This window comes from Streptomyces sp. NPDC101160 (genome assembly GCF_044768205.1).
Lineage (GTDB): Bacteria > Actinomycetota > Actinomycetes > Streptomycetales > Streptomycetaceae > Streptomyces.
On the sequence record NZ_JBIWPJ010000004.1, the window covers coordinates 297,332 to 323,515 of the forward strand.

15 protein-coding genes are annotated in these 26,184 nt (G+C 72.8%); 8 read left to right on the forward strand and 7 right to left on the reverse strand.

All coding sequences use genetic code 11. From position 1 onward, the window contains the following. Positions 1 to 32: 32 nt before the first annotated feature. Genes ACIRSU_RS14410 through ACIRSU_RS14425 form a run of 4 tightly spaced genes read right to left on the reverse strand, consistent with a single transcriptional unit; the run spans position 33 to position 3,730 of the window. Complete coding sequence (locus ACIRSU_RS14410) at positions 33 to 677, reverse strand: response regulator (RefSeq protein ID WP_403792562.1); 645 nt, start codon at positions 675 to 677, stop codon at positions 33 to 35. Next, entirely contained in the window at positions 670 to 2,025 is a 1,356-nt protein-coding gene (locus tag ACIRSU_RS14415) for a sensor histidine kinase (protein WP_403791910.1), read from the reverse strand. Before ACIRSU_RS14415 ends, ACIRSU_RS14410 begins: the two co-directional genes overlap by 8 nt. Before the next feature lie 5 nt (positions 2,026 to 2,030). Next, on the reverse strand, positions 2,031 to 2,804 hold the full coding sequence (locus ACIRSU_RS14420; RefSeq protein WP_403792564.1) for an ABC transporter permease: 774 nt from the start codon (positions 2,802 to 2,804) through the stop codon (positions 2,031 to 2,033). A gap of 14 nt (positions 2,805 to 2,818) precedes the next feature. After that, positions 2,819 to 3,730, reverse strand: a complete 912-nt coding sequence (locus tag ACIRSU_RS14425; RefSeq protein ID WP_403791912.1) for an ABC transporter ATP-binding protein — start codon at positions 3,728 to 3,730, stop codon at positions 2,819 to 2,821. A 183-nt stretch (positions 3,731 to 3,913) separates the two neighbouring features. Between ACIRSU_RS14425 and ACIRSU_RS14430 the strand changes: the two genes are divergently transcribed. From ACIRSU_RS14430 to ACIRSU_RS14440, 3 genes are all read left to right on the forward strand, one after another. Then, positions 3,914 to 5,716 (forward strand): ABC transporter ATP-binding protein, encoded by a 1,803-nt coding sequence (locus ACIRSU_RS14430; RefSeq protein ID WP_403791914.1) that lies wholly within the window; start codon positions 3,914 to 3,916, stop codon positions 5,714 to 5,716. Next, entirely contained in the window at positions 5,713 to 7,695 is a 1,983-nt protein-coding gene (locus tag ACIRSU_RS14435; protein ID WP_403791915.1) for an ABC transporter ATP-binding protein, read from the forward strand. Before ACIRSU_RS14430 ends, ACIRSU_RS14435 begins: the two co-directional genes overlap by 4 nt. Positions 7,696 to 8,248: 553 nt before the next feature. Then, positions 8,249 to 10,282: a M4 family metallopeptidase gene (locus tag ACIRSU_RS14440; protein WP_403791917.1), complete on the forward strand. Its 2,034-nt coding sequence runs from the start codon at positions 8,249 to 8,251 to the stop codon at positions 10,280 to 10,282. A gap of 82 nt (positions 10,283 to 10,364) precedes the next feature. On the opposite strand, the gene glgP is transcribed toward ACIRSU_RS14440, so the two are convergent. Both glgP and ACIRSU_RS14450 read right to left on the reverse strand, forming a co-directional pair. Then, complete coding sequence (glgP, locus tag ACIRSU_RS14445; protein WP_403791919.1) at positions 10,365 to 12,923, reverse strand: alpha-glucan family phosphorylase; 2,559 nt, start codon at positions 12,921 to 12,923, stop codon at positions 10,365 to 10,367. A 161-nt stretch (positions 12,924 to 13,084) separates the two neighbouring features. Continuing rightward, positions 13,085 to 14,065 carry an AraC family transcriptional regulator gene (locus ACIRSU_RS14450; protein ID WP_403791921.1) on the reverse strand — a complete coding sequence of 327 codons (981 nt, stop codon included), beginning with the start codon at positions 14,063 to 14,065 and terminating at the stop codon, positions 13,085 to 13,087. Between the two features lie 120 nt (positions 14,066 to 14,185). Here ACIRSU_RS14450 and ACIRSU_RS14455 point away from each other — a divergent pair, with 120 nt between their 5' ends. The 5 genes from ACIRSU_RS14455 (at position 14,186) to glgB (ending at position 23,326) form a co-directional block, all read left to right on the forward strand. Further along, positions 14,186 to 15,124 (forward strand): SDR family oxidoreductase, encoded by a 939-nt coding sequence (locus ACIRSU_RS14455; protein ID WP_403791923.1) that lies wholly within the window; start codon positions 14,186 to 14,188, stop codon positions 15,122 to 15,124. Between the two features lie 341 nt (positions 15,125 to 15,465). After that, entirely contained in the window at positions 15,466 to 17,451 is a 1,986-nt protein-coding gene (locus ACIRSU_RS14460; RefSeq protein WP_403791925.1) for an alpha-1,4-glucan--maltose-1-phosphate maltosyltransferase, read from the forward strand. Beyond that, positions 17,448 to 19,160, forward strand: a complete 1,713-nt coding sequence (gene treS / locus ACIRSU_RS14465) for a maltose alpha-D-glucosyltransferase (protein WP_403791927.1) — start codon at positions 17,448 to 17,450, stop codon at positions 19,158 to 19,160. The genes ACIRSU_RS14460 and treS overlap by 4 nt, the downstream gene beginning before the upstream one ends. A gap of 241 nt (positions 19,161 to 19,401) precedes the next feature. Continuing rightward, on the forward strand, positions 19,402 to 20,751 hold the full coding sequence (locus tag ACIRSU_RS14470) for a maltokinase (RefSeq protein ID WP_403791929.1): 1,350 nt from the start codon (positions 19,402 to 19,404) through the stop codon (positions 20,749 to 20,751). Between the two features lie 307 nt (positions 20,752 to 21,058). Continuing rightward, the gene (gene glgB, locus ACIRSU_RS14475) at positions 21,059 to 23,326 is read left to right on the forward strand and encodes a 1,4-alpha-glucan branching enzyme (RefSeq protein WP_403791931.1); all 2,268 of its coding nucleotides are present in this window, start codon (positions 21,059 to 21,061) and stop codon (positions 23,324 to 23,326) included. Positions 23,327 to 23,353: 27 nt separating this feature from the next. Here glgB and ACIRSU_RS14480 read toward each other — a convergent pair whose 3' ends face one another. After that, positions 23,354 to 25,600, reverse strand: a complete 2,247-nt coding sequence (locus tag ACIRSU_RS14480; protein WP_403791932.1) for a HelD family protein — start codon at positions 25,598 to 25,600, stop codon at positions 23,354 to 23,356. Positions 25,601 to 26,184 lie beyond the last annotated feature (584 nt).

Consider the following 26,184-nt stretch of genomic DNA (forward strand, 5'->3'; position numbering starts at 1 on the left):
GATCAATGGCCGGTGATCCTACGGGACGGGCTTCAGCCGCTGCGACCGAGAATGCCCCGCTCGTAGCCGACGGCGACCGCCGCGGCGCGGTCCTTGGCGCCGAGCTTGCCGAAGATGTGGGTGAGATGGGTCTTCACGGTGGCCTCGCTGATGAACAGCTCGGCGGCGATCTCGCGGTTGGAGGTGCCCTTGGCGACGAGTTCGAGGACCTCGCGCTCGCGGGCGGAGAGCGACTCGTCGGCGGGCGGGGCGGGGGTGCGGACCCGGGAGACGAGACGGCTCGCGACGGCCGGGGAGAGCACGGTGCGGCCCTCGGCGGCGGCCCGGACGGCGGCGAACAGTTCCTCGCGCGGCGCGTCCTTGAGGAGGTAGCCGGTGGCGCCGGCCTCGATGGCGGGCAGGGTGTCGGTGTCCGTGTCGTACGTGGTGAGGACGAGGACCCGGGCGCGGGCGCCGCGCCGGGCGAGCTCGGCGATGGCGTCGACGCCGCCGCCACCGGGCATGCGCAGGTCCATCAGGACGACGTCCGGATCGAGGCGCTCGGCGAGCTCGACGCCCTCGACCCCGTTCGACGCCTCGCCGAGGACCCGGAAGGCGGGGTCGGCCTCGAACATGCCGCGCAGGCCGTCGCGGACCACGGGGTGGTCGTCCACGAGGAGGAGGGTGATCTCAGACATGGCGCTCATCGGGACCCAACGGTACGCGAGCGCTGACGGCGGTGCCGTGACCGGGTTCGGTCTCCAACGTGAGGTGTCCGGCGAGCCGTTCGGCCCGGGCGCGCATCCCGTCGAGGCCGAAGCCGCCGGCCCGGGACCGGGCGGGGACGGCGGCCGGGTCGAAGCCCTGGCCGTCGTCGCGGACGTCGAGGGTGATCTCGTCGCCCATGTAGGAGAGGGTGACGCCGGCGCGGGCGGCGCCCGAGTGGCGCTCGGCGTTGGCCAGCGCTTCCTGGGCGATCCGCAGAAGGGTGGCGGCGATCTCGTCGTGCAGCGGGCGCACGGTGCCGGTGACGGTGAACCGGGCGGTGATTCCGGTGCGTTCGGACCAGGCCGCGACGGTCTTCTTCAGCGCCTCGGGCAGGGTGTCGTGTTCCAGGGCGACCGGGCTGAGGTTCTGCACGGAGCGGCGGGCCTCGCCGAGGCTGTGCCGGGCGAGGTCGGCGGCGCGCCCCAGGTGGACCCGGGCGAGTGCGGGGTCGGTGGTCATGGAGACCACCTGGAGCTGGGCGATGACGCCGGTGAGGCCCTGCGCGATGGTGTCGTGGATCTCGGCGGCGAGCCGCCGCCGCTCGTCGGCGACGCCCGCCTCGCGGGCCTGCACGAGGAGCTGGGCCTGGAGGGCGGCGTTCTCGGCGAGGGCCTGCTCCAGTCGGGCGTTGGTACGGGCGAGGGCGGCGGCCTTCTCGGCCTCCTTCTGGCCGAGGTGGGCGAGGCCGAGGGCGAGGCAGGCGTTGATGACGAACAGCCCGCCGAACGCGACCCACTGGAGCGCCGAGCGGGGCGGCAGGCCGCCGGACTGGGATCCGGCGAGGGTGAGCGCGACGGCGAGCAGTCCGGCCCGGCCCGGGACCGGCCGCGGCGGAAGCAGGTGGTAGGCGTCGAAGTAGCCCATGCACGCGAAGACGGCGAAGAAGGGGTTGACCCAGGTGAGCGCGAACGCGAGGGCGGTGCGGAGCACGAAGTAGCAGGTGGAGGCGGCGCCAGGAGCGCCCGGCACGAGGTGGACGATCGCCTGGCCGGGGCGGGGTTCCACCGGCTCCGGGTCGGGCAGCCCCCGCTGGTGGAGGGTCCACCACAGCTGAAGGGTGAAGACCGCTGCGACGAGCGCGGCGGCGACGAGCGGGCGCGGGCTGTACGGGACCTGGTCGGCCGTGGCGGCGGCGAGGACCGTGGCGATGGCGAGCAGCACGTACGGCCCCCAGCGGAAGAACTGCCGCCAGCGTGCCTCGACCGGCGTCGTGCCCGTGGCCGTGCCCGTGGCCGTGCCGGTGCTGCCGCTCGTGGTCGTGGTCACTTCGCCCCTCATGTACGTCACTCCCAGCGGAACCAGCGGACCGCCGCCCCGGTGAGCAGCACCGCCCACAGGGCCATCACCCCGAGCGCGCTCCAGGCGGGCCAGTCACCCGCGGCGGCCGCGTCGAGCGCCCGGGAGGCGGCGCCGCACGGCGTGTACTCGACGATCCCGCGCAGCGTATCCGGCATGCCCTGGACCGGCAGCCAGACACCCGCCGTGAACATGCTGGGGAAGTAGACGGCCGAGCCGACCGCCTGGGACATCTTCTGGGTGCGGGAGACCGCGCAGACCGCCGCGCCGAGCGCGAGGGTGCCGGAGGCGGCGAGGAAGAGCGCGAGGGCGTAGCCGGGGAGGTTGCCGGGCAGGGCGACGTCGAAGGCGATCCGGCCGGTGGCGATCACGAGCAGCGCGGAGACCAGCGAGGCGGCGCCGTTCAGGGCGAGCTGGGCGCCGAGCAGGGCGCGGGGGCGGACCGGGGTGGTGGACAGGCGGCGCAGGATGCCGTTCTCGCGGTAGCCGGTGAGGGCCGGCGGCATGGCCTGGAGGCCGGCCGTGATCAGGGCGAAGAGGACGGCGACGGGGACGTAGTAGTCGATGACCCGGGCGCCGCCGTAGTCGGCGCTCGGCTCGCGGAAGGACGGGATGCTGCCGAGGATCACCAGGAGCAGGGTGGGCGCGATCATCACCCAGAACAGGGCGCCGGGTTCGCGGCCGAAGAGGCGGAGTTCGGTCCGCAGGAGGGTGATGGCGGGGCGGCTGCGCGGGGCGGCGTGGGCGGTGGGCGGGGTCATGGGCGTCGCGGTGGTCACTGGTCGGCTCCGGTCAGGTCGAGGTAGGCGTCGTCGAGGGTCGCGTCGGTGACGCGCAGGCCGCGGGCGGTGAGGCCGCGGCGGGCGAGCAGTTGGACGAAGGCGTCGACGGTGGCGTCGGTGCCGGTGACGACGGTCCGGCCGCCCTGGGTGTGCACGTTGGTGGCGCCGGGCAGGGCGAGGAGTTCGGCCCGGTCGATGCCTGCGTCGCGTCCGTCGTCCTCGTACGAGACGGACTTGGCGGCCCCGGCCCGGCGGATGAGCCCGGCGGGGGTGTCGAGGGCGGTGACCCGGCCGCGGTCGATGACGGCGATCCGGTCGCACAGCCGCTGGGCCTCCTCCATGAAGTGGGTGACGAGGAGGACGGTCACGCCGCTGTCCCGTACGGACTCGACGAGCGCCCAGGTGTCGCGGCAGGCCCGCGGGTCGAGGCCGGTGGTGAGCTCGTCGAGGATCACCGCGCGCGGGTTGCCGACGAGGGCGAGGGCGATGAAGAGGCGCTGCTGCTGTCCGCCGGACAGCTTGCCGTACCGCTTCCCCAACTGTGCGGTGAGGCCGAGCCGTTCGGCCAGGACCCGCCAGTCGGCGGGCCGCTCGTGGAAGGAGGCGTACAGTTCGAGCGCCTCGCGGACGGTGAGCTTGGGCTGGAGTGCGCTCTGCTGGAGCTGGACGCCGAGCAGCCGGGTGACCTCGGCGTGCCGGGTGACGGGGTCGAGCCCGGCGACCCGGACGGTGCCGGCGTCGGGGACGCGCAGTCCGGCGACGCACTCGACGGTGGTGGTCTTGCCGGCGCCGTTGGGGCCGAGGATGCCGAAGATCTCCCCTTCCTCGACCGTGAACGTGACGCCGTCGACGGCCTTGCGCTCGCCGTAGGACTTCTGCAGGTCCTGAACCTCGATCATGGGCATGGCTCAAGGTTCGGCCGCGCGGCCGGCCGGCGGTATCGGCCATCGCGCTCGGTCCGCGATCAACCGATCGGTTGATGGCGGCTACGACCGGCGGGCCGTCCACGGCTCGGTCGCCGGCGGCTCCGGTCGGTGGCCGGAAAACCACATGAGCGATGTCAGGGGTGAACCTTAGGCTCGGCCCTGATGCCCTCAGAACATGTACCCACCAAGAACGCGGCCGCCGGCCGCTCCACCACCCGTACGCTGCTGCGGCTCTGGCCGTACGTCGTACCGGTGCGCGCCCGCCTGTGCACGGCCGCGGTCGTCGCGGTCGTCGCCTCGCTGCTCTCCATCGTCATCCCGCTCGTGCTGAAGTGGCTGGTCGACGGTCCGGTGGCGGCGGGCGACACGGCGGGGGTCTGGTTCGGCGCCCTGTACCTGCTGCTGCTCGGGATCGCGGAGGCGGTCCTGTTCGGCATACGGAGGTGGCTGGTGGCGCGGCCGCTGGCGGGCGTCGAGGCGACGATGCGGGCCGATCTCTACGGACGGCTGCAGCGGCTCCCGATCGCCTTCCACGACCGCTGGGCGTCCGGCCAGCTGCTCTCGCGCGCGACGGGCGACCTGATGCAGGTCCGGCTCTTCCTCGCCTTCCCGCTGACCTTCCTGCTCGTCAACGGCGTGACGATCCTGGCCGGTTACGCGCTGCTGCTCGCCCAGGACTGGACGCTCGGCCTGGTGCTGCTCGGTCCGGCCGCGCCCCTGGTGGTCCTCAGCTCGCTCTTCGAGAAGAAGTACGCGGTGGTGGCGCGGCGCGCGCAGGACCAGGTGGGCGATCTGACGACGGTGGTCGAGGAGAGCGTGCTCGGCATCCGGATCGTCAAGGGCTTCGGGCGCCATCGCAGCCAGGCGGAGGCGTTCCGCACGCTGGCCGAGCGGCTGCGCGGCACGGAACTGGTCAAGGCCCGGCTGCTCGCCGGGATCTGGGCGGTCATCACGCTGCTGCCGGAGCTGGCCGTGGGCTCGGCGCTGGTGCTCGGCACGGTGCAGGTGGCGGACGGGACGCTGTCGGCGGGCACGCTGGTGGCGTTCCTGTCCACGGCGCTCGCGCTGCGCTGGCCGGTGGAGTCGATCGGCTTCCTGCTGGCGATGAGCCAGGAGGCGGCGACGGCGACGGAGCGGTACTTCGAGGTCATGGACGCGGCGGAGGAGACGGATCCGGCCGCCCCCGAGGGCATCGCGCGGGACGTCGTGGCGGACGGTGTGCGGTTCGAGAACGTCAGCTTCCGTTTCCCGGACGCCCCGGCCGGCGCGCCGCCCGTCCTCGACGGCGTCGACCTGCACATCCGGCCCGGCGAGACGCTGGCGCTCGTCGGCGGGACGGGTTCCGGCAAGACCACGCTCACCGCGCTCGTACCGCGGCTGCACGAGGCCACCGGCGGGCGGATCCTGCTGGACGGCGAGGACATCGCGCTGATGCCGCGGGAGCGGCTGCGGTCGCTGGTGTCGGTGGCGTTCGAGGAGCCGACGCTCTTCTCGGCGACCGTCGGCGCGAACGTCCTGATGGGCGCCGGGCCGGACGCCGCCGAGCCGGAGCTGCGGCGCGCGCTGGAGGTCGCCCAGGCCGACGGCTTCGTGGACCGGCTCCCGGACGGCGCCGCGACCGAGGTCGGCGAGCAGGGCCTGAGCCTCTCCGGTGGCCAGCGGCAGCGGCTCGCGCTGGCCCGCGCGGTGGTCGGCCGGCCGCGCTTCCTGATCCTGGACGACCCGTTGTCGGCGCTCGACGTCCACACGGAGGCCCGCGTCGAGGCGGCCCTGCGGGAGGTGCTGCGCGACACGACCGCCCTGGTCGTCGCCCACCGCCCGTCCACGGTGCTGCTCGCCGACCGGGTCGCCCTGCTGTCCGGCGGCCGCGTCACGGCCGTCGGCACCCACCACGAACTGCTGCGCACCAGCGCCGAGTACGCCTGGCTGATGTCCGGCGAGCGCGAGGAGGACCGGGACCGATGACGGACACGAGCACGGGGACGCCGTCGGCGCCCGCCGACCGCCCGACGCCGGCCGCGGCCGAGCAGGACAGTGACCGTGAGCCGGCCGGCGGCCGCGACCTGCCCGGTTCACCGGGCGCGGCCGAACAGGCCGAGCCGGCCGGCCAGGCGGCGGCCGGCGACGGGCCGACGGCCGGCGACGGGCCCGGCGACCCCTTCGACCAGGACGATCTCCCCGTCGCTCCCGGTGCCACCGGGCGGCTGCTGCGTTCGCTCCTCGCCACGCACCGGTGGCGGGTCGGGCTCGGGGCGCTGGTGCTGCTCGTGCAGCAGGCGGCGCTGCAGGCGGGGCCGCTGATCGTGGCGTACGCGCTCGACCGGGGCGTGCCGGCCTTCCGGGCCGGGGATCACGGGCCGCTGGTCGCGGTCGCCGTCGGGTACCTGCTGTGCGCGGCGGCCGGCGGGCTGCTGCAGTACGCCTTCGTCCGGATCGCGGCCCGGGTCAACCAGGACGTGCTGCTCGACCTGCGCGGGCGGATCTTCCGGCACGCGCAGGTGCTGAGCGTCGACTTCCACGAGCGCTACACCTCCGGCCGGCTGATCTCCCGGTCGACGACGGACGTGGAGTCGCTGCGCGAGCTGCTCTCCGAGGGGCTGCAGGAGCTGATCGCCGTCGTCCTCTCCTTCGTGTCGATCTCGCTGGTGCTGCTGTGGCTCGACCTGGGCATCGGCGCGGTCGCGGTGGCCTCCTTCGGGCCGCTGTATCTGCTCGTACGGATCTACCGGCGCCGCTCGGCCCTGGTCTTCGCGGAACGGTCCACGGCGGCCGCCGGGGCGATCGTGAAGTTCGCGGAGACGATGAACGGAATCCGGCCGGTGCGGGCGTTCCGCCGGGAGCGGGTCAACGACGCCGAGTTCGCGGTCCTGAACCGGCGCCACGAGCGCAGCAACGGCGACGCGCTCCTCGAAATGGCCCGCTATGTCGTCGGTTCCCGGCTCGTCGCCAACACGGCGGTGGCTGGAATGTGCCTATGGGGCGCGTGGCGCGTCGCGCACGGATCGCTGGAGCTCGGCGTGCTCGCCGCGGCCGTGCTGTACGTGCGGCGGCTCTACGACCCGATCGACCGGCTCGGCATGTTCCTCAACTCGTACGAGTCGGCGGCGGCCTCGCTCGCCAAGATCGCCGGGCTGTTGGCGCAGGAGCCGGGCGTGCCGGAGGCGGCCGCGCCGCGCGAGCTGCCGGCCAGGACGGGGGCGGCGCCGGGGCGCGAGGTGGTCTTCGAGGGCGTGCGGTTCGCGTACCGCACGGGCGGCGAGGTGCTGCCGCGCTTCGACCTGACGATCCCGGCCGGCCAGACGGTCGCCGTGGTCGGCGCGACCGGCGCGGGCAAGTCGACGCTGGCGAAGCTGCTCGCCCGCTTCTACGACCCGACCGACGGCCGGGTGCTCCTCGACGGGGTGGACCTGCGCGATCTGGCCACGCCCGAGCTGCGGCGGGGTGTGGTCATGGTGACGCAGGAGGCGTTCCTGTTCTCGGGGACGGTCGCCGAGAACATCGCGATCGGCCGGCCGGACGCGACCCGCGCGGAGATCGAGCAGGCGGCGAAGGCGATCGGCGCGCACGACTTCATCGCGGGCCTGCCGGACGGCTACGACACGGACGTACGCAAGCGCGGCGGCCGCATCTCGGCGGGGCAGCGACAACTGGTGGCCTTCGCCCGGGCGTTGCTCGCCGATCCGGCGGTGCTCATCCTGGACGAGGCGACGAGCTCGCTCGACGTGCCGGGCGAGCGGGCGGTGCAGCGCGCGATGGACACGGTGCTCGCGGGCCGTACGGCGGTGGTGATCGCCCACCGGCTCTCGACGGTGGAGGTCGCCGACCGGGTCCTGGTGATGGAGGCGGGCCGCGTGGTGGAGGACGGCTCGCCGGCCGAACTGGTCGGCGGCGAGGGCCGGTACGCGGGGCTGCACCGGGCCTGGCGGGACAGCCTGGTGGGCTGAACCCGCCCGGCGAGGCAGCCTGGTGGGCTGAACCCGCCCGGCCGGCCCGGCCCCGGCGGCACCCGCCTCCGGGCCGGGCCACCGCTCTGACCGCAGCCCCCTCGCGGCGCCACGGGCCCCGCCGGCACCCGGCTCAGGGCGTCGTCGGAGCCCGCAGGGTCGCACAAGAGCGTCCGCATGGCGGACGGTACGGAACGCGCCACCACCTTTTTCCGGCCCGCCGAGAGGTTCCGTTGTTGCCGGTATAAGGCCCCGGACCGGGGCCGAAACCCCGAACTGACGGGGCCGTGCGCGCCGTACGACACCTTCGTTCCGATTGCTGAAACGTCCGCTTAACGAACAGCGACGTACGAGCAACGGACGATTTCCGGCCAACTTGTTGACGCGGTCCTGACAGGTACCCGCCAGTACTGCCAGTCTCTCCACAGCTTCAGGCGAACCAACGTTCACAGATTCACCCGAACGTTGGTCCACGTCGCTCCCCAGCTCTGTTTGCTCCGCCCGGTTGGCCCCACCCAGCCCTCCGGATACCCCCCTCGCAAAAGGAGTTTGCGTGAGAACCACGCCCAGCCGTCGCCTCACCGCGACCGGTGCCCTGATCGCCGCCGCTGCCATGGTCGCCGTCGGCGTCCAGACCGGCACCGCCGCCGCGTCCAACGGCTCTCTCGCCGCCGCGCCGAAGGCGCAGGCCGCCGGCAAGGCCAACCCCGGCAAGCTGCCGGCGGACCTCTCCCCGGCCCAGCGCGCCGCGCTGATCAAGGCCGCCCAGGCCGACTCCGCCGCCACGGCGAAGCGCCTCGGCCTCGACGCCCAGGAGAAGCTGGTCGTCCGCGACGTCGTCCAGGACCGTGACGGCTCCACCCACACGCGCTACGAGCGCACCCTGAACGGCCTCCCGGTCCTCGGCGGCGACCTGATCGTCGACGAGACCAAGGCCGGCGCCCAGACCGGTGTCATCAAGGCCAACCGTGCCGACATCGCCAAGGTGGACACCGCCGCGGCCACCGTCGCCCCGGCCGCCGCCCAGAAGCAGGCGATCGGCGCCGCCAACGCGGCCGGTGCCGAGAAGGCCGCCGCCAAGCGCGCCCCGCGCAAGGTCGTCTGGGCCGCCAACGGCACGCCCGTCCTCGCCTACGAGACGGTCGTCGGCGGCTTCCAGGACGACGGCACCCCGAGCGCGCTGCACGTCATCACGGACGCCAAGAGCGGCGCCAAGCTGTACGAGTGGCAGGCCATCGAGACCGGCATCGGCAACACGATGTACAGCGGTCAGGTCACCCTGGGCACCGCCCCGTCGTACTCCCTCACGGACACGACGCGCGGCAACCACAAGACGTACAACCTCAACGGCGGCACCTCCGGCACCGGCACGCTGTTCACCAACAGCACCGACACCTGGGGCAACGGCCTGGCCTCCAACAAGGAGACCGCCGGCGCCGACGCGCACTACGGTGCCGCGCTCACCTGGGACTACTACAAGAACGTGCAGGGCCGCGCCGGCATCCGCGGTGACGGCGTCGGCGCGTACTCCCGCGTCCACTACGGCAACGCGTACGTCAACGCGTTCTGGGACGACTCCTGCTTCTGCATGACCTACGGCGACGGTGCCAGCAACACCCACCCGCTCACGTCCATCGACGTGGCCGCGCACGAGATGACGCACGGCGTCACCTCCAACACCGCGGGCCTGGTCTACAGCGGCGAGTCCGGCGGCCTCAACGAGGCGACCTCGGACATCTTCGGATCGGTCGTCGAGTTCTACGCCAACAACTCGACCGACGTCGGTGACTACCTCATCGGCGAGAAGATCAACATCAACGGCGACGGCTCCCCGCTGCGCTACATGGACAAGCCGAGCAAGGACGGCGGCTCCAAGGACTCGTGGTACTCGGGCATCGGCAGCGTCGACGTCCACTACTCCTCGGGCCCGGCGAACCACTTCTTCTACCTGCTGTCCGAGGGCAGCGGCACGAAGACCATCAACGGCGTGACCTACAACTCGCCGACCTCCGACGGCCTGCCCGTCACCGGCATCGGCCGCGACAAGGCCGCGGCGATCTGGTACAAGGCGCTGACCACCAAGTTCAGCTCCAACACCAACTACGCGGGCGCCCGCACCGGCACGGTCGCGGCGGCCACCGACCTCTACGGCGCGAACAGCCCCGAGGTCCTGGCCGTCCAGAACGCCTGGGCCGCCGTCAACGTCGGCACCCGCCCCGGCGGCGGCACCCCCGGCGGCACGGTGTTCACCAACGACACCGACGTGTCCATCCCGGACAACGGCCCGGCGGTCACCTCGAACATCACGGTGACCGGCGTCACCGGCAACGCGCCCAGCAACCTGCAGGTCGGCGTGGACATCATCCACACCTGGCGCGGTGACCTGGTCGTCGACCTGATCGGCCCGTCCGGCACGGTCTACAACCTGAAGCCGTTCTCGTCCTCCGACTCGGCGGACAACGTCCAGGCGACGTACACGGTGAACGCCTCCAGCGAGGTCGCCAACGGCACCTGGAAGCTCCGCGTCCAGGACAAGGCCACGTACGACACCGGCTACATCAACCAGTTCAAGCTGACCTTCCCGTAAGTCCGGGAAGCCGCTGAACCGGCCCTGACCGACGGCCCCCGGGGTGGAGACACCCCGGGGGCCGTCGGCGTTCGTCGTCCCCTCAGCGGAGCAGCACCCCCGCCCCCGCTCCCGTCGTCTCCGCCGGCAGCGCCACCAGGCCCAGCTCGGCCGGGTGGGCGAGGAGGCGGTGTGCGGGCAGGACGCGGACCGTGCAGCCGAAGGGGCCCGTGCGGTCGAGGGAGAGGGCGCCCGCGTAGGGCAGGCGGCCTTCCAGGTCGGGGCCGGACGAGGGTTTCAGGATGCTCGTACGCGGGTCGAGGAGGCGGTCGTCGGCGTCGACGCGGCCGGTGACGGCCTGGACCTCGACGTCGTCGGGGGTCAGCTCGCCGAGGGCGACGCGGACCCGGACGGCCGGGGTCGCGCCGAGCTCCGCGTCGGCGAGGTCGTCGCCGACCTCCACGTGGTCGACGGAGACCTTGGGCCAGGCCGCGCGGACCCGGGCCTTCCATGCGGCGAGTTCGCGGGCGGCGGCGGGACCGAGGGCGCGGTGGGCGGCGGCCGCGGGAGCGTACAGCCGCTCCACGTACTCCTGGACCATCCGGTCGGCGAGCACCTTGGGCCCGAGGTCGGCGAGGGTGCGCCGGACCATCGCGGTCCAGCCGGCCGGGACGCCGTCCGCGCCGCGGTCGTAGAAGCGGGGCGCGACCCGGCGTTCGATCAGCTCGTAGAGCGCCGCGGCCTCCAGGTCGTCCCGGCGCTCCTCGTCGAGCGCGGCGGCCCCGTCGGCGGTGGGGATGGCCCAGCCGAAGTCCGGCTCGTACCACTCGTCCCACCAGCCGTCCAGGACGGACAGGTTGAGGCAGCCGTTGAGCGCGGCCTTCATCCCGCTGGTGCCGCACGCCTCCAGTGGCCGCAGCGGGTTGTTGAGCCACACGTCGCAGCCGGGGTAGAGGCCGCGGGCCATCTCCATGCCGTAGTCGGGCAGGAAGACGATGCGGTGCCGCACCCGCGGGTCGTCGGCGAACCGCACCAGCTCCTGCACCAGCTGCTTCCCGCCGTCGTCCGCCGGGTGCGCCTTGCCCGCGACGACCAGCTGCACCGGCCGCTCGGGATGCAGCAGCAGCGCCCGCAGCCGCTCCTTGTCGCGCAGCATGAGGGTGAGCCGCTTGTACGAGGGGACCCGGCGGGCGAAGCCGATGGTCAGGACGTCGGGGTCGAGGACGGAGTCGGTCCAGCCGAGTTCGGCACCCGCCGCGCCGCGCTGCCGCCAGGAGGCCCGCAGCCGGCGCCGTACGTCCGTGACGAGCCGTTCGCGCAGGGTCCGGCGCAGCATCCACAGCTCCCGGTCGCTCGCGTCGGCGCCGAGCAGGGCGACCTCGGGGGCGGTCCAGGTGGGGGCGTGGACACCGTTGGTGACGGAGGTCAGCGGGGTCTCGTCGGGGTCGAAACCGGGCCACAGGCCGGCGAACATGGCGCGGCTGACGCCGCCGTGGAGGGTGGAGACGCCGTTGGCGCGCTGGGCGAGCCGCAGCCCCATGGCCGCCATGTTGAAGAGGCCGGCCTCGCCGCCGAGCGGGGTCTCGTCGCCGAGGGCGAGGATCCGGGCGGTGTCGACGCCGGGCAGCGCGCCGTCCTGGCCGAGGTGGCGGGCGACGAGGGCCCGGTCGAAGCGGTCGATGCCGGCGGGCACGGGGGTGTGGGTGGTGAACACGGTGCCGGCCCGGACGAGCTCCAGGGCCGCGTCGAAGCCGAGCCCCGCACCGCCGCTTTCACCGCCGAGTTCGCGGATCCGTTCGAGGCCGAGGAAGCCGGCGTGGCCCTCGTTGGTGTGGAAGACCTCGGGCGCGGGGGTGCCGGTGAGCCGGCAGTACGTACGGACCGCGCGCACACCGCCGATGCCGAGCAGCATCTCCTGGAGCAGCCGGTGCTCGCTGCCGCCGCCGTACAGCCGGTCGGTGACCTCGCGTTCGCCGGGCGCGTTCTCCTCGACGTCCGAGTCGAGCATGAGCAGCGGCACCCGGCCGACCTGCGCCAGCCACAGATGGGCGTGCAGGCTGCGCCCGCCGGGCAGCGCGAGGGTGACCCGGGCGGGGCTGCCGTCGGCCTCCCGGAGCAGGGTGACGGGCAGTTCGCCGGGGTCGAGGACGGGGTAGTGCTCCTGCTGCCAGCCGTCGCGGGAGAGCGACTGCCGGAAGTAGCCGTGCCGGTAGAACAGCCCGACGCCGATCAGCGGGACGCCGAGGTCGCTGGCGGCCTTCAGATGGTCCCCGGCGAGGATGCCGAGGCCGCCGGAGTACTGCGGCAGCGCGGCGGCGACGCCGAACTCGGGCGAGAAGTACGCGATCGAGGCGGGCAGCCCGGTGGCCTCGGACTGCCGCTGGTACCAACGGGGTTCGGTCAGATAACGGTCGAGATCCGCGGCCGCGGCCCGCAGCCGTTCCAGGAATCCGGAGTCGGCGGCGAGCGCGTCGAGCCGCCCGGCGTCGAGGCGCCCGAGCACCCGTACGGGGTCGGTGCCGTCGTAGGCGCTGTCGACGGTCTCGAAGAGTTCACGGGTGGGCTCGTGCCAGGACCAGCGCAGGTTGCGCGCCAGGTCGGCGAGGGGTCGAAGGGTGTCGGGGATGACGGGACGCACGGTGAATCGACGGATTGCCTTCACGTGTTCCACCTTCGCAGGCAGTGGCGGAGCGGAGCGGAAGCACCACGCTGTGCGTCCACGGGTTCCGCTCCGGGAGCCTAGGCGCGGCGGGCCCGCGGGGCCAGGGCGCGAACCGGGGGCGCAGAGGTCCGGCCGTACCGCGCGGCCTCATGGCGCTGTCGTCAGGCCGCGCTCGCGACCCCGGCCCGGTACTCCCCCGGCGTCGTCCCGAACCATTTGCGGAACGCCAGGTGGAAGCCGACCGCGCTCTGGTAGCCGACGCGGGCGGGGACGGCGGACTGGGGCAGGGTGGTGTCGGTGAGGAGGCGGGCGGCCTCCTGCATGCGGCGGGCGGTGAGGTGGCGGGCCGGGGGTTCGCCGACGAGGTCGCGGAAGGCGGCGGTGAAGGCGGAGCGGGACATGCCGACCTCGCGGGCGAGCGCGTCGAGGGTCCAGGGCTCGGCGAACCGGGTCGCGATCACGACGAGGGCGCGGCTGATGCCGGGGTGGCGCAGGACGGGCAGCGCGGCCGGGTTGGCGGCGAGTTGGCGCAGGAGCGGTCGGAGGGCGAGGACGAGGGCCATCTCGAAGGCGCGCAGGGTGATGAGGCGGTCGCCGGGTCCGTCGGGCCGGTCGGTGGCGGCGAGCAGCCGCAGGGTGTCGCGGAGCAGCGGTTCGCGGTCGACCTGGGGGCGGTCGAGGACGAGGGCGGCGGGCAGGGCGCGGTAGAGGCCGGTGGCGGCGCCGGCGTCGTAGTGGAGTCCGGCGCACAGCAGTCGGCTCCGGACGCCGCTGCCCTCGATGCGGATCTCGCCGGAGGTGCCGGGCCGGCGGCCGGGCAGCACGGCCTTGAGGGGGACGCCCCGGCGGTCGGGGCAGTCGGCGAGGCGGTGGGCGGCGCCGGTGGGGAAGAGGACGAGGTCGCCGGCGCTCAGGTGGAACGGGGGCCGGCCGGCGCCGGTGATCCAGCAGCCGCCCTCGACGACGTAGTGCAGGACGGCGCACTGCTCTTCGGCGTCGCCCTCGATGGCCCAGGGGGCGCTGACGTGCCAGCGGCTGTCGAAGACGCCGGTGAGCCGGAGCGGTGTGAGCAGTTCGCTCAGGAGGTCGGGGTGCTCGGCGCTCTTGGTGCTCTCGCTGTACTCGGTGTGCCCGGATTCCATGGACGATCCTTCAATTTCCGCCCCATTTTGTTAATTGAACGGACCAGGCCGCCGTCCGAGCCTGGAAGGAAGCGGGAACGGCAGCGGTTCCCCCAGCCTATCGAAGGGCCTCCTCCGCTCATGTCCAGTCAGATTCCGATGCCGGTGGCCGTGGTCGGCGCGACCGGCTTCCAGGGCGGCGCCGTGGCCCGGCTGCTCGCCGAGCGGGGGCACCGGGTGCGCTCGCTGACCCGCCGCCCGGACGGAGACCGTCCGCCGTTGCCGGGTGCCGAGTTCACGGCGGGCGGGCTGGGCGACCCGGCGGCCGTGCGGCGCCTGTTCGAGGGTGTGACGCACGCGTTCGTGACGATGCCGCTGGTGTACGACGCTGAGCTGGTGCGCCGGTACGCGGAGAACCTCGCGCGGGCGGCGCGCGAGGCGGGTTTGGCGCGGCTGGTGTTCAACGCCAACACGCGGGTGCCGCAGGCCCCGACGCCGGTGCCGGCGTTCGAGACGCGGCGCGTCGCGGAGGACGTGTTCCGCGGCAGCGGGGTGCCGCTGGTGGTGCTGCGGCCGCCGGTGTACCTGGACAACCTGTTCTCGCCGTGGAACGGGCCGGCCCTGGTGAACGACGGCGTGCTGGCCTATCCGCTGCCGGAGGCCCTGCCGACGGCGTGGCTGTCGCACGGGGACTTGGCGGAGGCGGCGTACGCGGCGCTCACCCGGGACGGGCTGACGGGCCGGACCTTCGACATCGGCGGGGCGGCGCTGACCGGCGCCGAGCTGGCGGCGGCCTTCGGGCGGGGCCTCGGGCGGCCGGTGCGCTATGTGCCGTTGCGGCCCGAGGTGTTCGAGCGGGGTCTCGCGCGACTGGCCGGGCCGGAGGCGGCGGCCGGCGTGGCGGGGGTCTACCACCATCTGGCGGCGGGCGGCGATCCGCTGCTGTTCGCGGGCGACGGCGGGGAGTCGGCGGAGGCGCTGGGGGTGGCGCCGGCGGCCGTGTCGGAGTGGGTGGCCCGGCAGCCCTGGCACGTGTGGTCGAACGACCCCGCGCAGGGCCGGGAGGAGCACTCCTTCTGACCTCTGCGGCCGCCGAAAGGAAGAGCCTTCCGGAGCCGGAGCCACGGACCGGATCCGGGGGGAACCGGCCCCGTCCCACAAGGACGGGGCCGGTTTCTTGTCCGGGACGAGTTCTTGCCGGTGCGGCTACGCCCTAGTAGTTAACAAAGCGCCGGATTGCCCACCCGAATTCAGGGGGAAGGTTCCTCCTCGTACCCCGCTGGACCGTCGTCAGACCCGCCATCCGAGTGAACGCGCACAGGAGCGGCGATGCTCGCAACCAACCGGCCTTCGACGGAGCTACAAAGAGCGCACACCACCCGCACCCCCGCGAACCGTCAGGTGATGCCGTGAATCCGCTCATGGGACGTATTCCCGTCTTGGACGTCCGCCCGCTGGTCGACTGTGGCCGCCGCCCCGCGAAGGCGGTGGTGGGCGAGACCTTCGAGGTCACGGCCACCGTATTCCGGGAGGGGCACGACGCGGTCGCCGCCAATGTCGTGCTGGTCGGCCCGTCGGGCCGGCCGGGTCCCTGGACCCCGATGCGGGAGTTGGCCGAGGGGACCGACCGCTGGGGGGCCGAGGTCACCCCGGACGCCGAGGGCCTGTGGACGTACACGGTCGAGGCGTGGAGCGATCCGCTGGCCACCTGGCGGCACACCGCGCGGATCAAGATCCCGGCCGGGATCGACTCCGAACTGGTCCTCGCCGAGGGCGCGGAGCTGCACGAGCGCGCCGCGAAGGGCGTGCCGAAGAAGGGCGGTGGCCGGGAGGCGGTGCTCGCCGTCGTGGACGCGCTGCGCGACGAGTCCCGGCCGGCCGCGGTGCGGCTCGCGGCGGCGCTGGCGCCGCGGGTCCTGGAGGCCCTGGAGCGCCATCCGCTGCGTGAACTGCTCACCGCCTCGGCCGCGTTGCCGCTGCGGGTGGAGCGGGAGCGGGCGCTCTTCGGTTCCTGGTACGAGTTCTTCCCGCGCTCGGAGGGCGTACGGAAGGTCCGCGGCCGGACCAAACAGGGCACCTTCCGTACGGCGGCGAAGCGTCTTCCGGCCATCGCGGCGATGGGCTTCGACGTGGTGTACCTGCCGCCGATCCACCCGATCGGGGTGACCCATCGCAAGGGCCCCAACAACTCGCTGTCGGCGAGCCCGCAGGACGTGGGCGTGCCGTGGGCGATCGGCTCGCCGGAGGGCGGGCACGACGCGGTCCACCCGGACCTGGGCACGATCGAGGACTTCGACGCGTTCGTGGCGCGGGCGCGCAAGCTGCGGCTGGAGATCGCGCTGGACTTCGCGTTGCAGTGTTCGCCGGACCATCCGTGGGTGGAGAAGCACCCGGAGTGGTTCAGCAGGCGTCCGGACGGCTCGATCGCGTACGCCGAGAACCCGCCGAAGAAGTACCAGGACATCTATCCCATCGCGTTCGACGCGGACATGGACGGGATCGTGGCGGAGACGGTCCGGATCCTGCGCCACTGGATGGACCACGGGGTGCGGATCTTCCGCGTGGACAACCCGCACACCAAGCCGGTGGTGTTCTGGGAGCGGGTGATCGGCGAGATCAACGCCACCGACCCGGACGTGATCTTCCTGGCGGAGGCGTTCACCCGGCCCGCGATGATGCGCACGCTCGGCGCGATCGGCTTCCAGCAGTCGTACACGTACTTCACCTGGCGCAACACCAAGGAGGAGATCACGGAGTATCTGACGGAGCTGTCCGGGGAGGCCGCCGCGGTCATGCGGCCGAACCTCTTCGTGAACACGCCGGACATCCTGCACGCCTATCTGCAGCACGGCGGCCGGCCGGCGTTCGAGGTGCGGGCGGTGCTCGCCGCGACCCTCTCCCCCACCTGGGGCATGTACGCGGGGTACGAGCTGTGCGAGAACACCCCGCTGCGCGAGGGCTGCGAGGAGTACCTGGACTCGGAGAAGTACCAACTCCGGCCGCGCGACTGGGAGTCGGCGGAGCGCTCGGGCGCCTCGCTGGCCCCGCTGGTCACCACCCTGAACCGGATCCGGCGCCGTCATCCGGCGCTGCAGCGGCTGCGCAACCTGACCTTCCACGTCACCGACAACGACGCCGTCGTCGCGTACAGCAAGCGCACCGGTGCCGACACCGTCCTCGTGGTCGCCAACCTCGACCCCCACCACACCCAGGAGGCCACGGTCTCGTTGAACATGCCGGAACTCGGCCTCGCGTGGCACGAGACCGTGCCGGTGCGCGACGAGCTCACCGGCGAGACCTATCACTGGGGCAGGGCCGCTTACGTGCGACTGGAGCCGGGTGTCGCGCCCGCGCACGTACTCGCCCTGCGACCGTCCCCGCAGACCGGAGGGTCACCCGCATCATGACTGTCAACGAACCCGTCCCCGACACCTTCGAGGACACCCCCGCCAAGGACCGCGATCCCGACTGGTTCAAGCGGGCGGTCTTCTACGAGGTCCTGGTGCGTTCCTTCCAGGACAGCAACGGCGACGGTGTGGGCGATCTGAAGGGCATCACCTCCCGCCTGGACTACCTCCAGTGGCTGGGCGTGGACTGCCTCTGGCTGCCGCCGTTCTTCAAGTCCCCGCTGCGGGACGGCGGCTACGACGTCGCGGACTACACCTCCGTACTGCCGGAGTTCGGCGACCTGGCCGACTTCGTGGAGTTCGTGGACGCGGCGCACGCACGCGGGATGCGCGTGATCATCGACTTCGTCATGAACCACACGAGCGACGCCCACCCGTGGTTCCAGGAGTCCCGCAGCGATCCGGACGGGCCGTACGGGGACTACTACGTCTGGGCCGACGACGACAAGCAGTTCGCGGACGCCCGGATCATCTTCGTCGACACGGAGACCTCCAACTGGACCTTCGACCCGGTCCGCAAGCAGTACTACTGGCACCGCTTCTTCTCGCACCAGCCCGACCTCAACTACGAGAACCCGAAGGTGCAGGAGGAGATCATGTCCTCGCTGCGCTTCTGGCTGGACCTGGGCATCGACGGCTTCCGGCTCGACGCCGTGCCCTACCTCTACCAGGAGGAGGGCACCAACTGCGAGAACCTGCCCGCGACCCACGCCTTTCTCAAGCGGGTGCGGAAGGAGATCGACGACCACTACCCGGACACGGTGCTGCTCGCCGAGGCGAACCAGTGGCCGGAGGACGTCGTCGACTACTTCGGCGACTTCAGCTCGGGCGGCGACGAGTGCCACATGGCCTTCCACTTCCCCGTCATGCCGCGGATCTTCATGGCGGTGCGGCGGGAGTCGCGCCACCCGGTCTCCGAGATCCTGGCGAAGACCCCGGAGATCCCGGCGGGCTGCCAGTGGGGCATCTTCCTGCGCAACCACGACGAGCTGACCCTGGAGATGGTCACCGACGAGGAGCGCGACTACATGTACGCCGAATACGCCAAGGACCCGCGGATGCGGGCCAACATCGGCATCCGGCGGCGGCTCGCCCCGCTCCTCGACAACGACCGCAAGCAGATGGAGCTGTTCACCGCGCTGCTCTTCTCGCTGCCGGGCTCGCCGGTGCTCTACTACGGCGACGAGATCGGCATGGGCGACAACATCTGGCTGGGCGACCGGGACGGGGTGCGCACCCCGATGCAGTGGACGCCGGACCGGAACGCGGGCTTCTCGTCCTGCGATCCGGGGCGGCTCTACCTGCCGACCATCATGGACCCGGTGCACGGCTACCAGGTGACCAATGTGGAGGCGGGGATGGCGTCTCCGTCGTCGCTGCTGCACTGGACGAAGCGGATGATCGAGATCCGCAAACAGAACCGTGCCTTCGGACTCGGCTCTTACACCGAACTCCCGGCCTCGAACTCGGCCGTTCTCGCCTTCCTCCGGGAGTCCGCGCCCGAAGAGGGACAAGAGGCCGATCTCGTCCTCTGCGTGAACAACTTCTCCCGGTTCGCGCAGCCGACCGAGCTGGACCTGCGCCGCTTCGCCGGGTCGAGGCCGGTGGAGCTGATCGGCGGGGTGGAGTTCCCGGCGATCGGCGAGCTGCCGTACCTGCTGACGCTGGCCGGGCACGGCTTCTACTGGTTCCGCCTGAAGCGCTCCTGACGTAACGTCAATTGAGTCCCGTCACGTGGGGCGGTTTCCCCCGCCCCACACCGGGAACTGTGACCCACACACGATTCAGGTCAGTTCAGGTCCATACGGGCCTTCTTGCCGGGCCCATACGGATCTTCCCCTTCCGACACGTCCCGCACAGCCGGACAGCCCAAGCCGCCATCCGGGACACTCTGCGCATTTGAACGCATACGAACGCCTTGTGCGCGCCCCGGGGAAAGGACGCGATGCCATGCCGGAGACCGCATCCACCACCGAGGCCCAGGACGCCCTCCTTCCGTCACTCGCGCCGCTGCTGCACACCTGGCTGCCACGGCAGCGCTGGTTCGCGGGCAAGGGCCGCCGGGTCACCGGATTCACGCTGGACGCGGCCACCGAGCTGCTGCCGCTCGACGGCAACGGGCCCGGGCTCCTCCATCTCCTCGTCCGGGTCGAACAGCCGGCCCGCCCGGCCGGAACGCCCGCCGACTGCTACCAGTTGCTCCTCGGGGTCCGGCCCCAGCTGCCGCCCCGGCTCGCCCCCGCCCTGATCGGGCGGGTCCGGCAGGGCCCACTGGCCGGCCGGGCCGTCTACGAAGGGCTGCGCGACCCGCGGCTCGCCGGACTGCTCTACGACCGGCTGCGCACCCCGGGCCGGACCGGCCCGCTGCGCTTCCACGCCACCGCCCCGCTGCCGCCGGCGCTCGCGCCGCGCATGCTGGACGCCGAGCAGTCCAACTCCTCGCTGGTGTTTGGTGATTCGTTCATCCTGAAGATCTTCCGGCGGGTCTCGCCGGGCGCCAACCCGGACCTGGAGCTGCCGCTGGCCCTCGCCGGCGCCGGCTGCGCGCGGGTCCCGGCACCGGTCGCCTGGTTCGAGACCGGCGCGGCCACGCTCGGCGTCCTCCAGCCGTATCTGCGCGGTTCGCGGGACGGCTGGCGGCTCGCCCTCGACGCGCTCGCCGACGGACGGGAGTTCACGACGGAGGCGCGCGCCCTCGGCCGGGCCACCGCGGAGGTCCACCTCGCGCTCGCCACCGCCCTGCCGACCGAGCGCGTCCCGCGCGACCGCGCCGCGCACCTCGCCGCCTCGATGGACGCCCGCCTGCACGCCGCCGCCCAGGCGGTGCCCGCGCTCCTGCCGTACGTGCCGGGGCTCCGCGCCGTCTTCGCCGCGGCCGGCGACTCGCTCGGCGCGGGGCGCCTCCAGCGCATCCACGGCGACCTGCACCTCGGCCAGACCCTGCGCGGCTCGGACGGGGCCTGGGCCGTCATCGACTTCGAGGGCGAACCCGCCAAGACGCTCGACGAACGCCGCAGCGCCCAGCCCCCGGTCCGCGACATCGCCGGCATGCTCCGCTCCTTCGACTACGCGGCCCGCACCCACCGCCCCTGGAACGCCGCCTGGGCGGCCCGCTGCCGCGCCGCCTACTGCGCGGGCTACGCGGAGGCCTCGGGCACCGACCCGCGCGAACAGCCCGCGCTGCTCCGGGCGTACGAGACGGACAAGGCGGTCTACGAGGTCGTCTACGAAGCCCGCCACCGCCCGGACTGGCTCCCGGTCCCGATGGCAGCGATCGAACGCCTGGCGGGAGGAGAGTGACACCGTCGTGTGCGCGGCTCCCGCCGACCAGTCCCCCGTGTGGGCAATCGTTCCGCAGGGCGATGGGGGCACCCCCCGGACGAAGTCCGGGGGAGGGTGGGCACACGGAACGGCGCCCTGGCGGGCGCGTTCCGCCCCTGTCCGTACCCGCGCCACGACCACGCCGCCCATTCGGCCCAGTGCCACCCCGTACGGCCAGGGCCACCGCCTGCGGCGACGCGGACGGTGCCCGTTCGGCCGAGTTTCCGGACGGACGCCCCCGCGTTCCGTACCCGTACCCCCCTCGCACCCCCAGGAGGCACCCCCGGTGACCGCCCGTCCCGCAGGAAACCCCGCAGGAAAGAAGGCCGGCACGACGCCCCGTACAGCGCCCCGTACGGCGCCCCCGCTCGACCCCGGTGACCGGGCCCGGCTGATCGCCGGGGAGCATCACGATCCGCACGGGCTGCTCGGGGCGCACCCGGTGCAGGGCGGGGTGGTGATCCGGGTGCTGCGCCCGTGGGCGAAGGAGGTGGCGGCGGTCCTGCCGAAGGGGCGCCGGGTCGAGCTGCGGTCGGAGGGCGACGGGCTGTTCTCGGCGCTGGTCCCCCGGCTCCGCAAGGTCCCGGAGTACGAGCTCCGGGTCCGTTACGAGGACGCCGCCCCCGAGCTCGAGCTCGACGACCCGTACCGCTTCCTGCCCGCCCTCGGCGAGCTCGACCTGCACCTCATCTCGGAGGGCCGCCACGAGGAGCTGTGGACGGCGCTCGGCGCCCGGGTGATGACCCACCAGGGCGTCGCGGGCACCCGGTTCACGGTCTGGGCGCCGAACGCCCGCGGTGTGCGCGTCACCGGCGACTGGACGTACTGGGACGGCAGCGCGCTGCCGATGCGTTCGCTCGGGTCGTCCGGCGTGTGGGAGCTGTTCGTGCCGGGCATCGGCGAGGGCGCGGTCTACAAGTTCGACATCGCCCGCCCGGACGGCTCGCACACGCTGCGCGCCGACCCGATGGCCCGCCGCACCGAGTGCCCGCCGAACACCGCGTCCGTCGTCACCGCCGACCACCACGTGTGGCAGGACGCGGAGTGGATGGCGCGGCGCGGCGCGCGCCCGGCCCACGAGGCGCCGATCTCGGTGTACGAGCTGCACCTGCCGTCCTGGCGGCCGGGGCTGACGTACCGGCAGCTCGCGGAGCAGCTTCCGGACTACGTCCGTGATCTCGGTTTCACGCACGTGGAGTTCATGGCGGTCGCCGAGCACCCCTTCCACGGTTCCTGGGGCTACCAGGTCACCGGCTTCTACGCGCCGACCGCCCGCATGGGCACCCCCGACGACTTCCGTCACCTCGTCGACGCGCTGCACCAGGCCGGCATCGGCGTCCTGATGGACTGGGTGCCGGCGCACTTCCCGCGCGACGACTGGGCGCTGGCCGAGTTCGACGGGCGGCCGCTGTACGAGCACGAGGACCCGCGCCGCTCGGCGCACCCGGACTGGGGAACCCTGGAGTTCGACTACGGCCGCAAGGAGGTGCGGAACTTCCTGGTGGCCAACGCCGTGTACTGGTGCGAGCAGTTCCACCTCGACGGCCTGCGCGTCGACGCGGTCGCCTCGATGCTCTACCTGGACTACTCGCGCGAGAACGGCGAGTGGCTGCCGAACGAGTTCGGCGGCCGGGAGAACCTGGACGCGGTGGCCTTCCTGCAGGAGATGAACGCCACGGTCTACCGGCGCTGCCCCGGCGTGGTCACCTTCGCCGAGGAGTCGACCGCCTGGGACGGTGTGACCCGGCCGACCGACCAGGTGGGCCCGGGCGGCTTCGGCGGGCTCGGCTTCGGCATGAAGTGGAACATGGGCTGGATGCACGACTCCCTCGGCTACATCGAGAAGGATCCGGTGCACCGCAAGTACCACCACCACGAGATGACCTTCTCGATGGTGTACGCGTACAGCGAGAACTACATCCTGCCGATCTCGCACGACGAGGTCGTGCACGGCAAGCGGGCGCTGGTGTCGAAGATGCCGGGCGACTGGTGGCAGCGGCGCGCCAACCACCGGGCGTACCTGGGCTTCATGTGGGCGCACCCGGGCAAGCAGCTGCTCTTCATGGGGCAGGAGTTCGCGCAGGGCGCGGAGTGGTCGGCGGAGCACGGCCCCGAGTGGTGGCTGATGGACGAGACCTACCACTCGGCCGGTGACCACCGGGGCGTACGGGACCTGGTGCGCGACCTGAACACGGTGTACGCGGCGACGCCGGCGCTCTGGGAGCGGGACACCTCGCCGGAGGGCTTCCAGTGGATCGCGGGCGACGCGGCCGAGGACAACGTCTTCGCGTTCCTGCGCTTCGACGCGTTCGGCTCACCGCTGATGGCCGTGTGCAACTTCTCGCCGGTGGTGCGGCACGACTACCGGCTCGGTGTGCCGGAGGACTTCGCCGCCTGGTCGGAGGTGCTGAACACGGACGCGGCCCGGTACGGGGGCGGCGACGTGGTCGGCACCGACCCGGTGAAGACCGAGTCGGTGCCGTGGCACGGGCGGGCGGCGAGCGTGCGGATGACGCTGCCGCCGCTGGCGACGGTCTGGCTCAGGCCCGCCTGACCGGACCGCGCGCCGGCTCCCGTCCGATCAGACCGCCTGCCTGACGACGCCGAGCCGCTGGGTGGCCCGGGTCAGCGCCACGTACAGGTCGTTGATGCCGTGCGTGGCGCCGGCCCGGATGCCGTCCGGGTCGACGACGAGGACGGTGTCGAACTCGAGGCCCTTGGCCTGGCGCGGGTCGAGCAGCACGACCCGGCGGGTCAGGTCGGGCTTCGGGCCGTGGGCGGCGTCGGGGAGGGCGGCGAGCAGCTCGGGGTGCAGGGCCTGGGGGGCGATGACGGCGAGCCGGCCCTCCTCCCGCGCCTTCAGCTCCGCCGCGACCGCGTCGGCGGTCTCCTTCACCGGGTCCTCGACCGTGCGGTCCCAGGGCTCGACGCCCGTGGAGCGGACCGAGCGCGGCGGCTCGAAGCCGGGGTCGGCCGCCCGGCGCACGTCGGCGGCGACGGCCATGATCTCGGCCGGGGTGCGGTAGTTGACGCCGAGCCGGACGAGCTCCCAGCGGTCCTCCACGTACGGGTCGAGGATGTCCTGCCAGGCGCCGACGCCGGCCGGGTCGCCGGTCTGCGCCGGGTCGCCGACCAGGGTCATGGAGCGGGTGGGGCTGCGGCGCATGAGGAGGCGCCACATCATCGCGGACAGCTCCTGCGCCTCGTCGACGATGATGTGCCCGAAGGCCCAGGTGCGGTCGGCGGCGGCGCGTTCGGCGGCGCTGCGGTGGTCGGCCTCCTCGTGGCGCTCGGCGAAGCGCTCGGCGTCGATGATGTCGTGCGCGGAGAGCACCTCGGAGGCGTCTTTGTCGACCTCCTCCTTGTCCTCGAACTCGTAGGTCCGGGAGGCGAACGAGACATCGAGGACGCCCTGCGCGTAGGCGATCTGCTTCTGCCGTTCGGCCTCCTCGGCGGCGCGGGCCGCGGAGTCGTCCTGGCCGAGGAGTTCGGCGGCCTCGTCGAGGAGCGGCACGTCGCCGGGGGTCCACGGACCGCCGTCCCGGCGGATCGCCCGGAGGTCGGCCTCGTCGTCGAGGTGGGTGGGCTCGGCGAGGTAGTCGGCGAGGAACTCCTGCGGGGTGAGCGCCGGCCACAGGGTGTCGAGGGCGGTGTGCACGTCGGGGTTGGCGGCGACGCCCTTGGCGAGCAGGGCGCGGTCGTCGGGGCCGAGGAAGTTGGGGCCGCCGTAGGGGTCGGCGCCGATGCGGTCGGCGAGCTGTTCGGCGAGCGCGTCGAGGACGTGGAAGACGAAGTAGGGGCGGGCCAGGTTGTGCGGGAGGAAGGTCTCGCGGGCCTTGTGCCGGGCTTCGAGGGCCATGTCCCAGTCGATGACCAGGTCGCCGTCCTCGTGCGGCACGATCAGCGGCTCGCCGCGTTCGGGGACCTGCTGCCGGTCCCGTACGGCCGCGGCGAGGGCCTCGGCCATCCGTGCCGAGCCCTTGACGGCGGCGGCGCGCGGGGTGTCCGTACCGGTGGCGTGGACGCCGGGGAAGAGCTCGCCGGGCGTGGCGAGCAGGACGCCGGTCTCGCCGAGGGAGGGCAGGACGTTGCCGATGTAGCCGAGGAAGGCGGGGTTGGGGCCGACGATCAGCACGGCGCGCTTGGCGAGCTGCTCGCGGTGCGCGTAGAGCAGGTACGCGGCCCGGTGCAGGGCCACGGCGGTCTTGCCGGTGCCGGGGCCGCCCTCGACGACGAGCACGCCGCGGTGCGGGGAGCGGATGATGGCGTCCTGCTCGGCCTGGATGGTCTGCACGATGTCGTGCATCCGCCCGGTGCGGGCCGCGTCGAGCGCGGCGAGCAGCACCTCGTCGGCGTCGCGGCTCTCGTGCCCGGTGCGGGTGGCGTCGGCGAGGTCGAGCACCTCGTCGTGGAGCTGGACGACCTCGCGGCCCTGGGTGGTGATGTGCCGGCGCCGGGTCAGGCCCATCGGCTCGTACCCGGTCGCGAGGTAGAAGGGCCGGGCGATCTCGGCGCGCCAGTCGACGACGAGCGGGGTGCGCTGGGGGTCGTCCTCGCGGACGCCGATGCGGCCGATGTGGTGGTCCCGCCCGTCCTTGAACACAAGCCGCCCGAAGCACAGCCCGCTCTCGCCGGCATTGAGGGCCGAGAGCAGCCCGGACTGCTCGGCGACGAGCACGTCACGCTCGAGCCGCGCCTGCGCGTTGCCGACGCCGGGGGTGCCGAGGGCGTGCGCGACGCCGGCCTCGGCCTGGTCCCTCAGGTCGTCGAGTCGCGCGTAGAGCTCGCTGATGAATCGCTGCTCTTTCCGAAATTCCTCGGTTGACAATTCGACTCCCGGCGGGTTACAGTGCTTTTAGTGAACTTCTCCGCGTCTTTCGGCTGCTATCTTTCGATGGGCCAGACACGGAATCCATGAATATACGCGATGCACGACCCCGGCTGTCAATTCTAGTCCGGGGTATTTTTGTGCCCCATGGGAACCGACCCGCCCGGCCCCGCCGCCTTCGCCGCGGCCCGCGACCTCCTGACCCGCTGCGGGGCGGCCACCGTCCCCCACCCCGGCGGCACCGGCACCTGGCCGCCGAAGACGGCCCCTTCCGCGACCGCTTCTCGGGCGAGACCTTCCTTCCGACCGCCCGGCAGCGAGCGGACTTCGCGGAACTCACGGCGGCGAACGAACTCGACCTGGCAAAGGTGAATCCAGAATTCCGCACCACCTGGGGCGGCCCCCTGCTCCGTCTCTTCACCCGGTGGCGCCCCCGCCTCAGCGAGCAGGCGTTCGCGGACGCGCGGGCGCTCCTCGTCCTGGACGCCGAGGAAGGAGCCGAGCCCGATCTCCAGCGGCCGAATAATCCCGCGCGCGGTGGAGCGCGTGCTGCTAGCGTCAGCGGCATGAAGCGCGCTGCCGTC

Coding starts and splice junctions, on each gene's coding strand:
- ACIRSU_RS14450 (WP_403791921.1), bottom strand. CDS start 14,065: ATGGAATCCGGGCACACCGAGTACAGCGAGAGCACCAAGAGCGCCGAG.
- ACIRSU_RS14415 (WP_403791910.1), bottom strand. CDS start 2,025: ATGAGGGGCGAAGTGACCACGACCACGAGCGGCAGCACCGGCACGGCC.
- ACIRSU_RS14410 (WP_403792562.1), bottom strand. CDS start 677: ATGTCTGAGATCACCCTCCTCCTCGTGGACGACCACCCCGTGGTCCGC.
- ACIRSU_RS14455 (WP_403791923.1), top strand. CDS start 14,186: ATGTCCAGTCAGATTCCGATGCCGGTGGCCGTGGTCGGCGCGACCGGC.
- ACIRSU_RS14425 (WP_403791912.1), bottom strand. CDS start 3,730: ATGCCCATGATCGAGGTTCAGGACCTGCAGAAGTCCTACGGCGAGCGC.
- ACIRSU_RS14420 (WP_403792564.1), bottom strand. CDS start 2,804: ATGACCCCGCCCACCGCCCACGCCGCCCCGCGCAGCCGCCCCGCCATC.
- ACIRSU_RS14470 (WP_403791929.1), top strand. CDS start 19,402: ATGCCGGAGACCGCATCCACCACCGAGGCCCAGGACGCCCTCCTTCCG.
- ACIRSU_RS14460 (WP_403791925.1), top strand. CDS start 15,466: ATGGGACGTATTCCCGTCTTGGACGTCCGCCCGCTGGTCGACTGTGGC.
- ACIRSU_RS14435 (WP_403791915.1), top strand. CDS start 5,713: ATGACGGACACGAGCACGGGGACGCCGTCGGCGCCCGCCGACCGCCCG.
- ACIRSU_RS14430 (WP_403791914.1), top strand. CDS start 3,914: ATGCCCTCAGAACATGTACCCACCAAGAACGCGGCCGCCGGCCGCTCC.
- treS (WP_403791927.1), top strand. CDS start 17,448: ATGACTGTCAACGAACCCGTCCCCGACACCTTCGAGGACACCCCCGCC.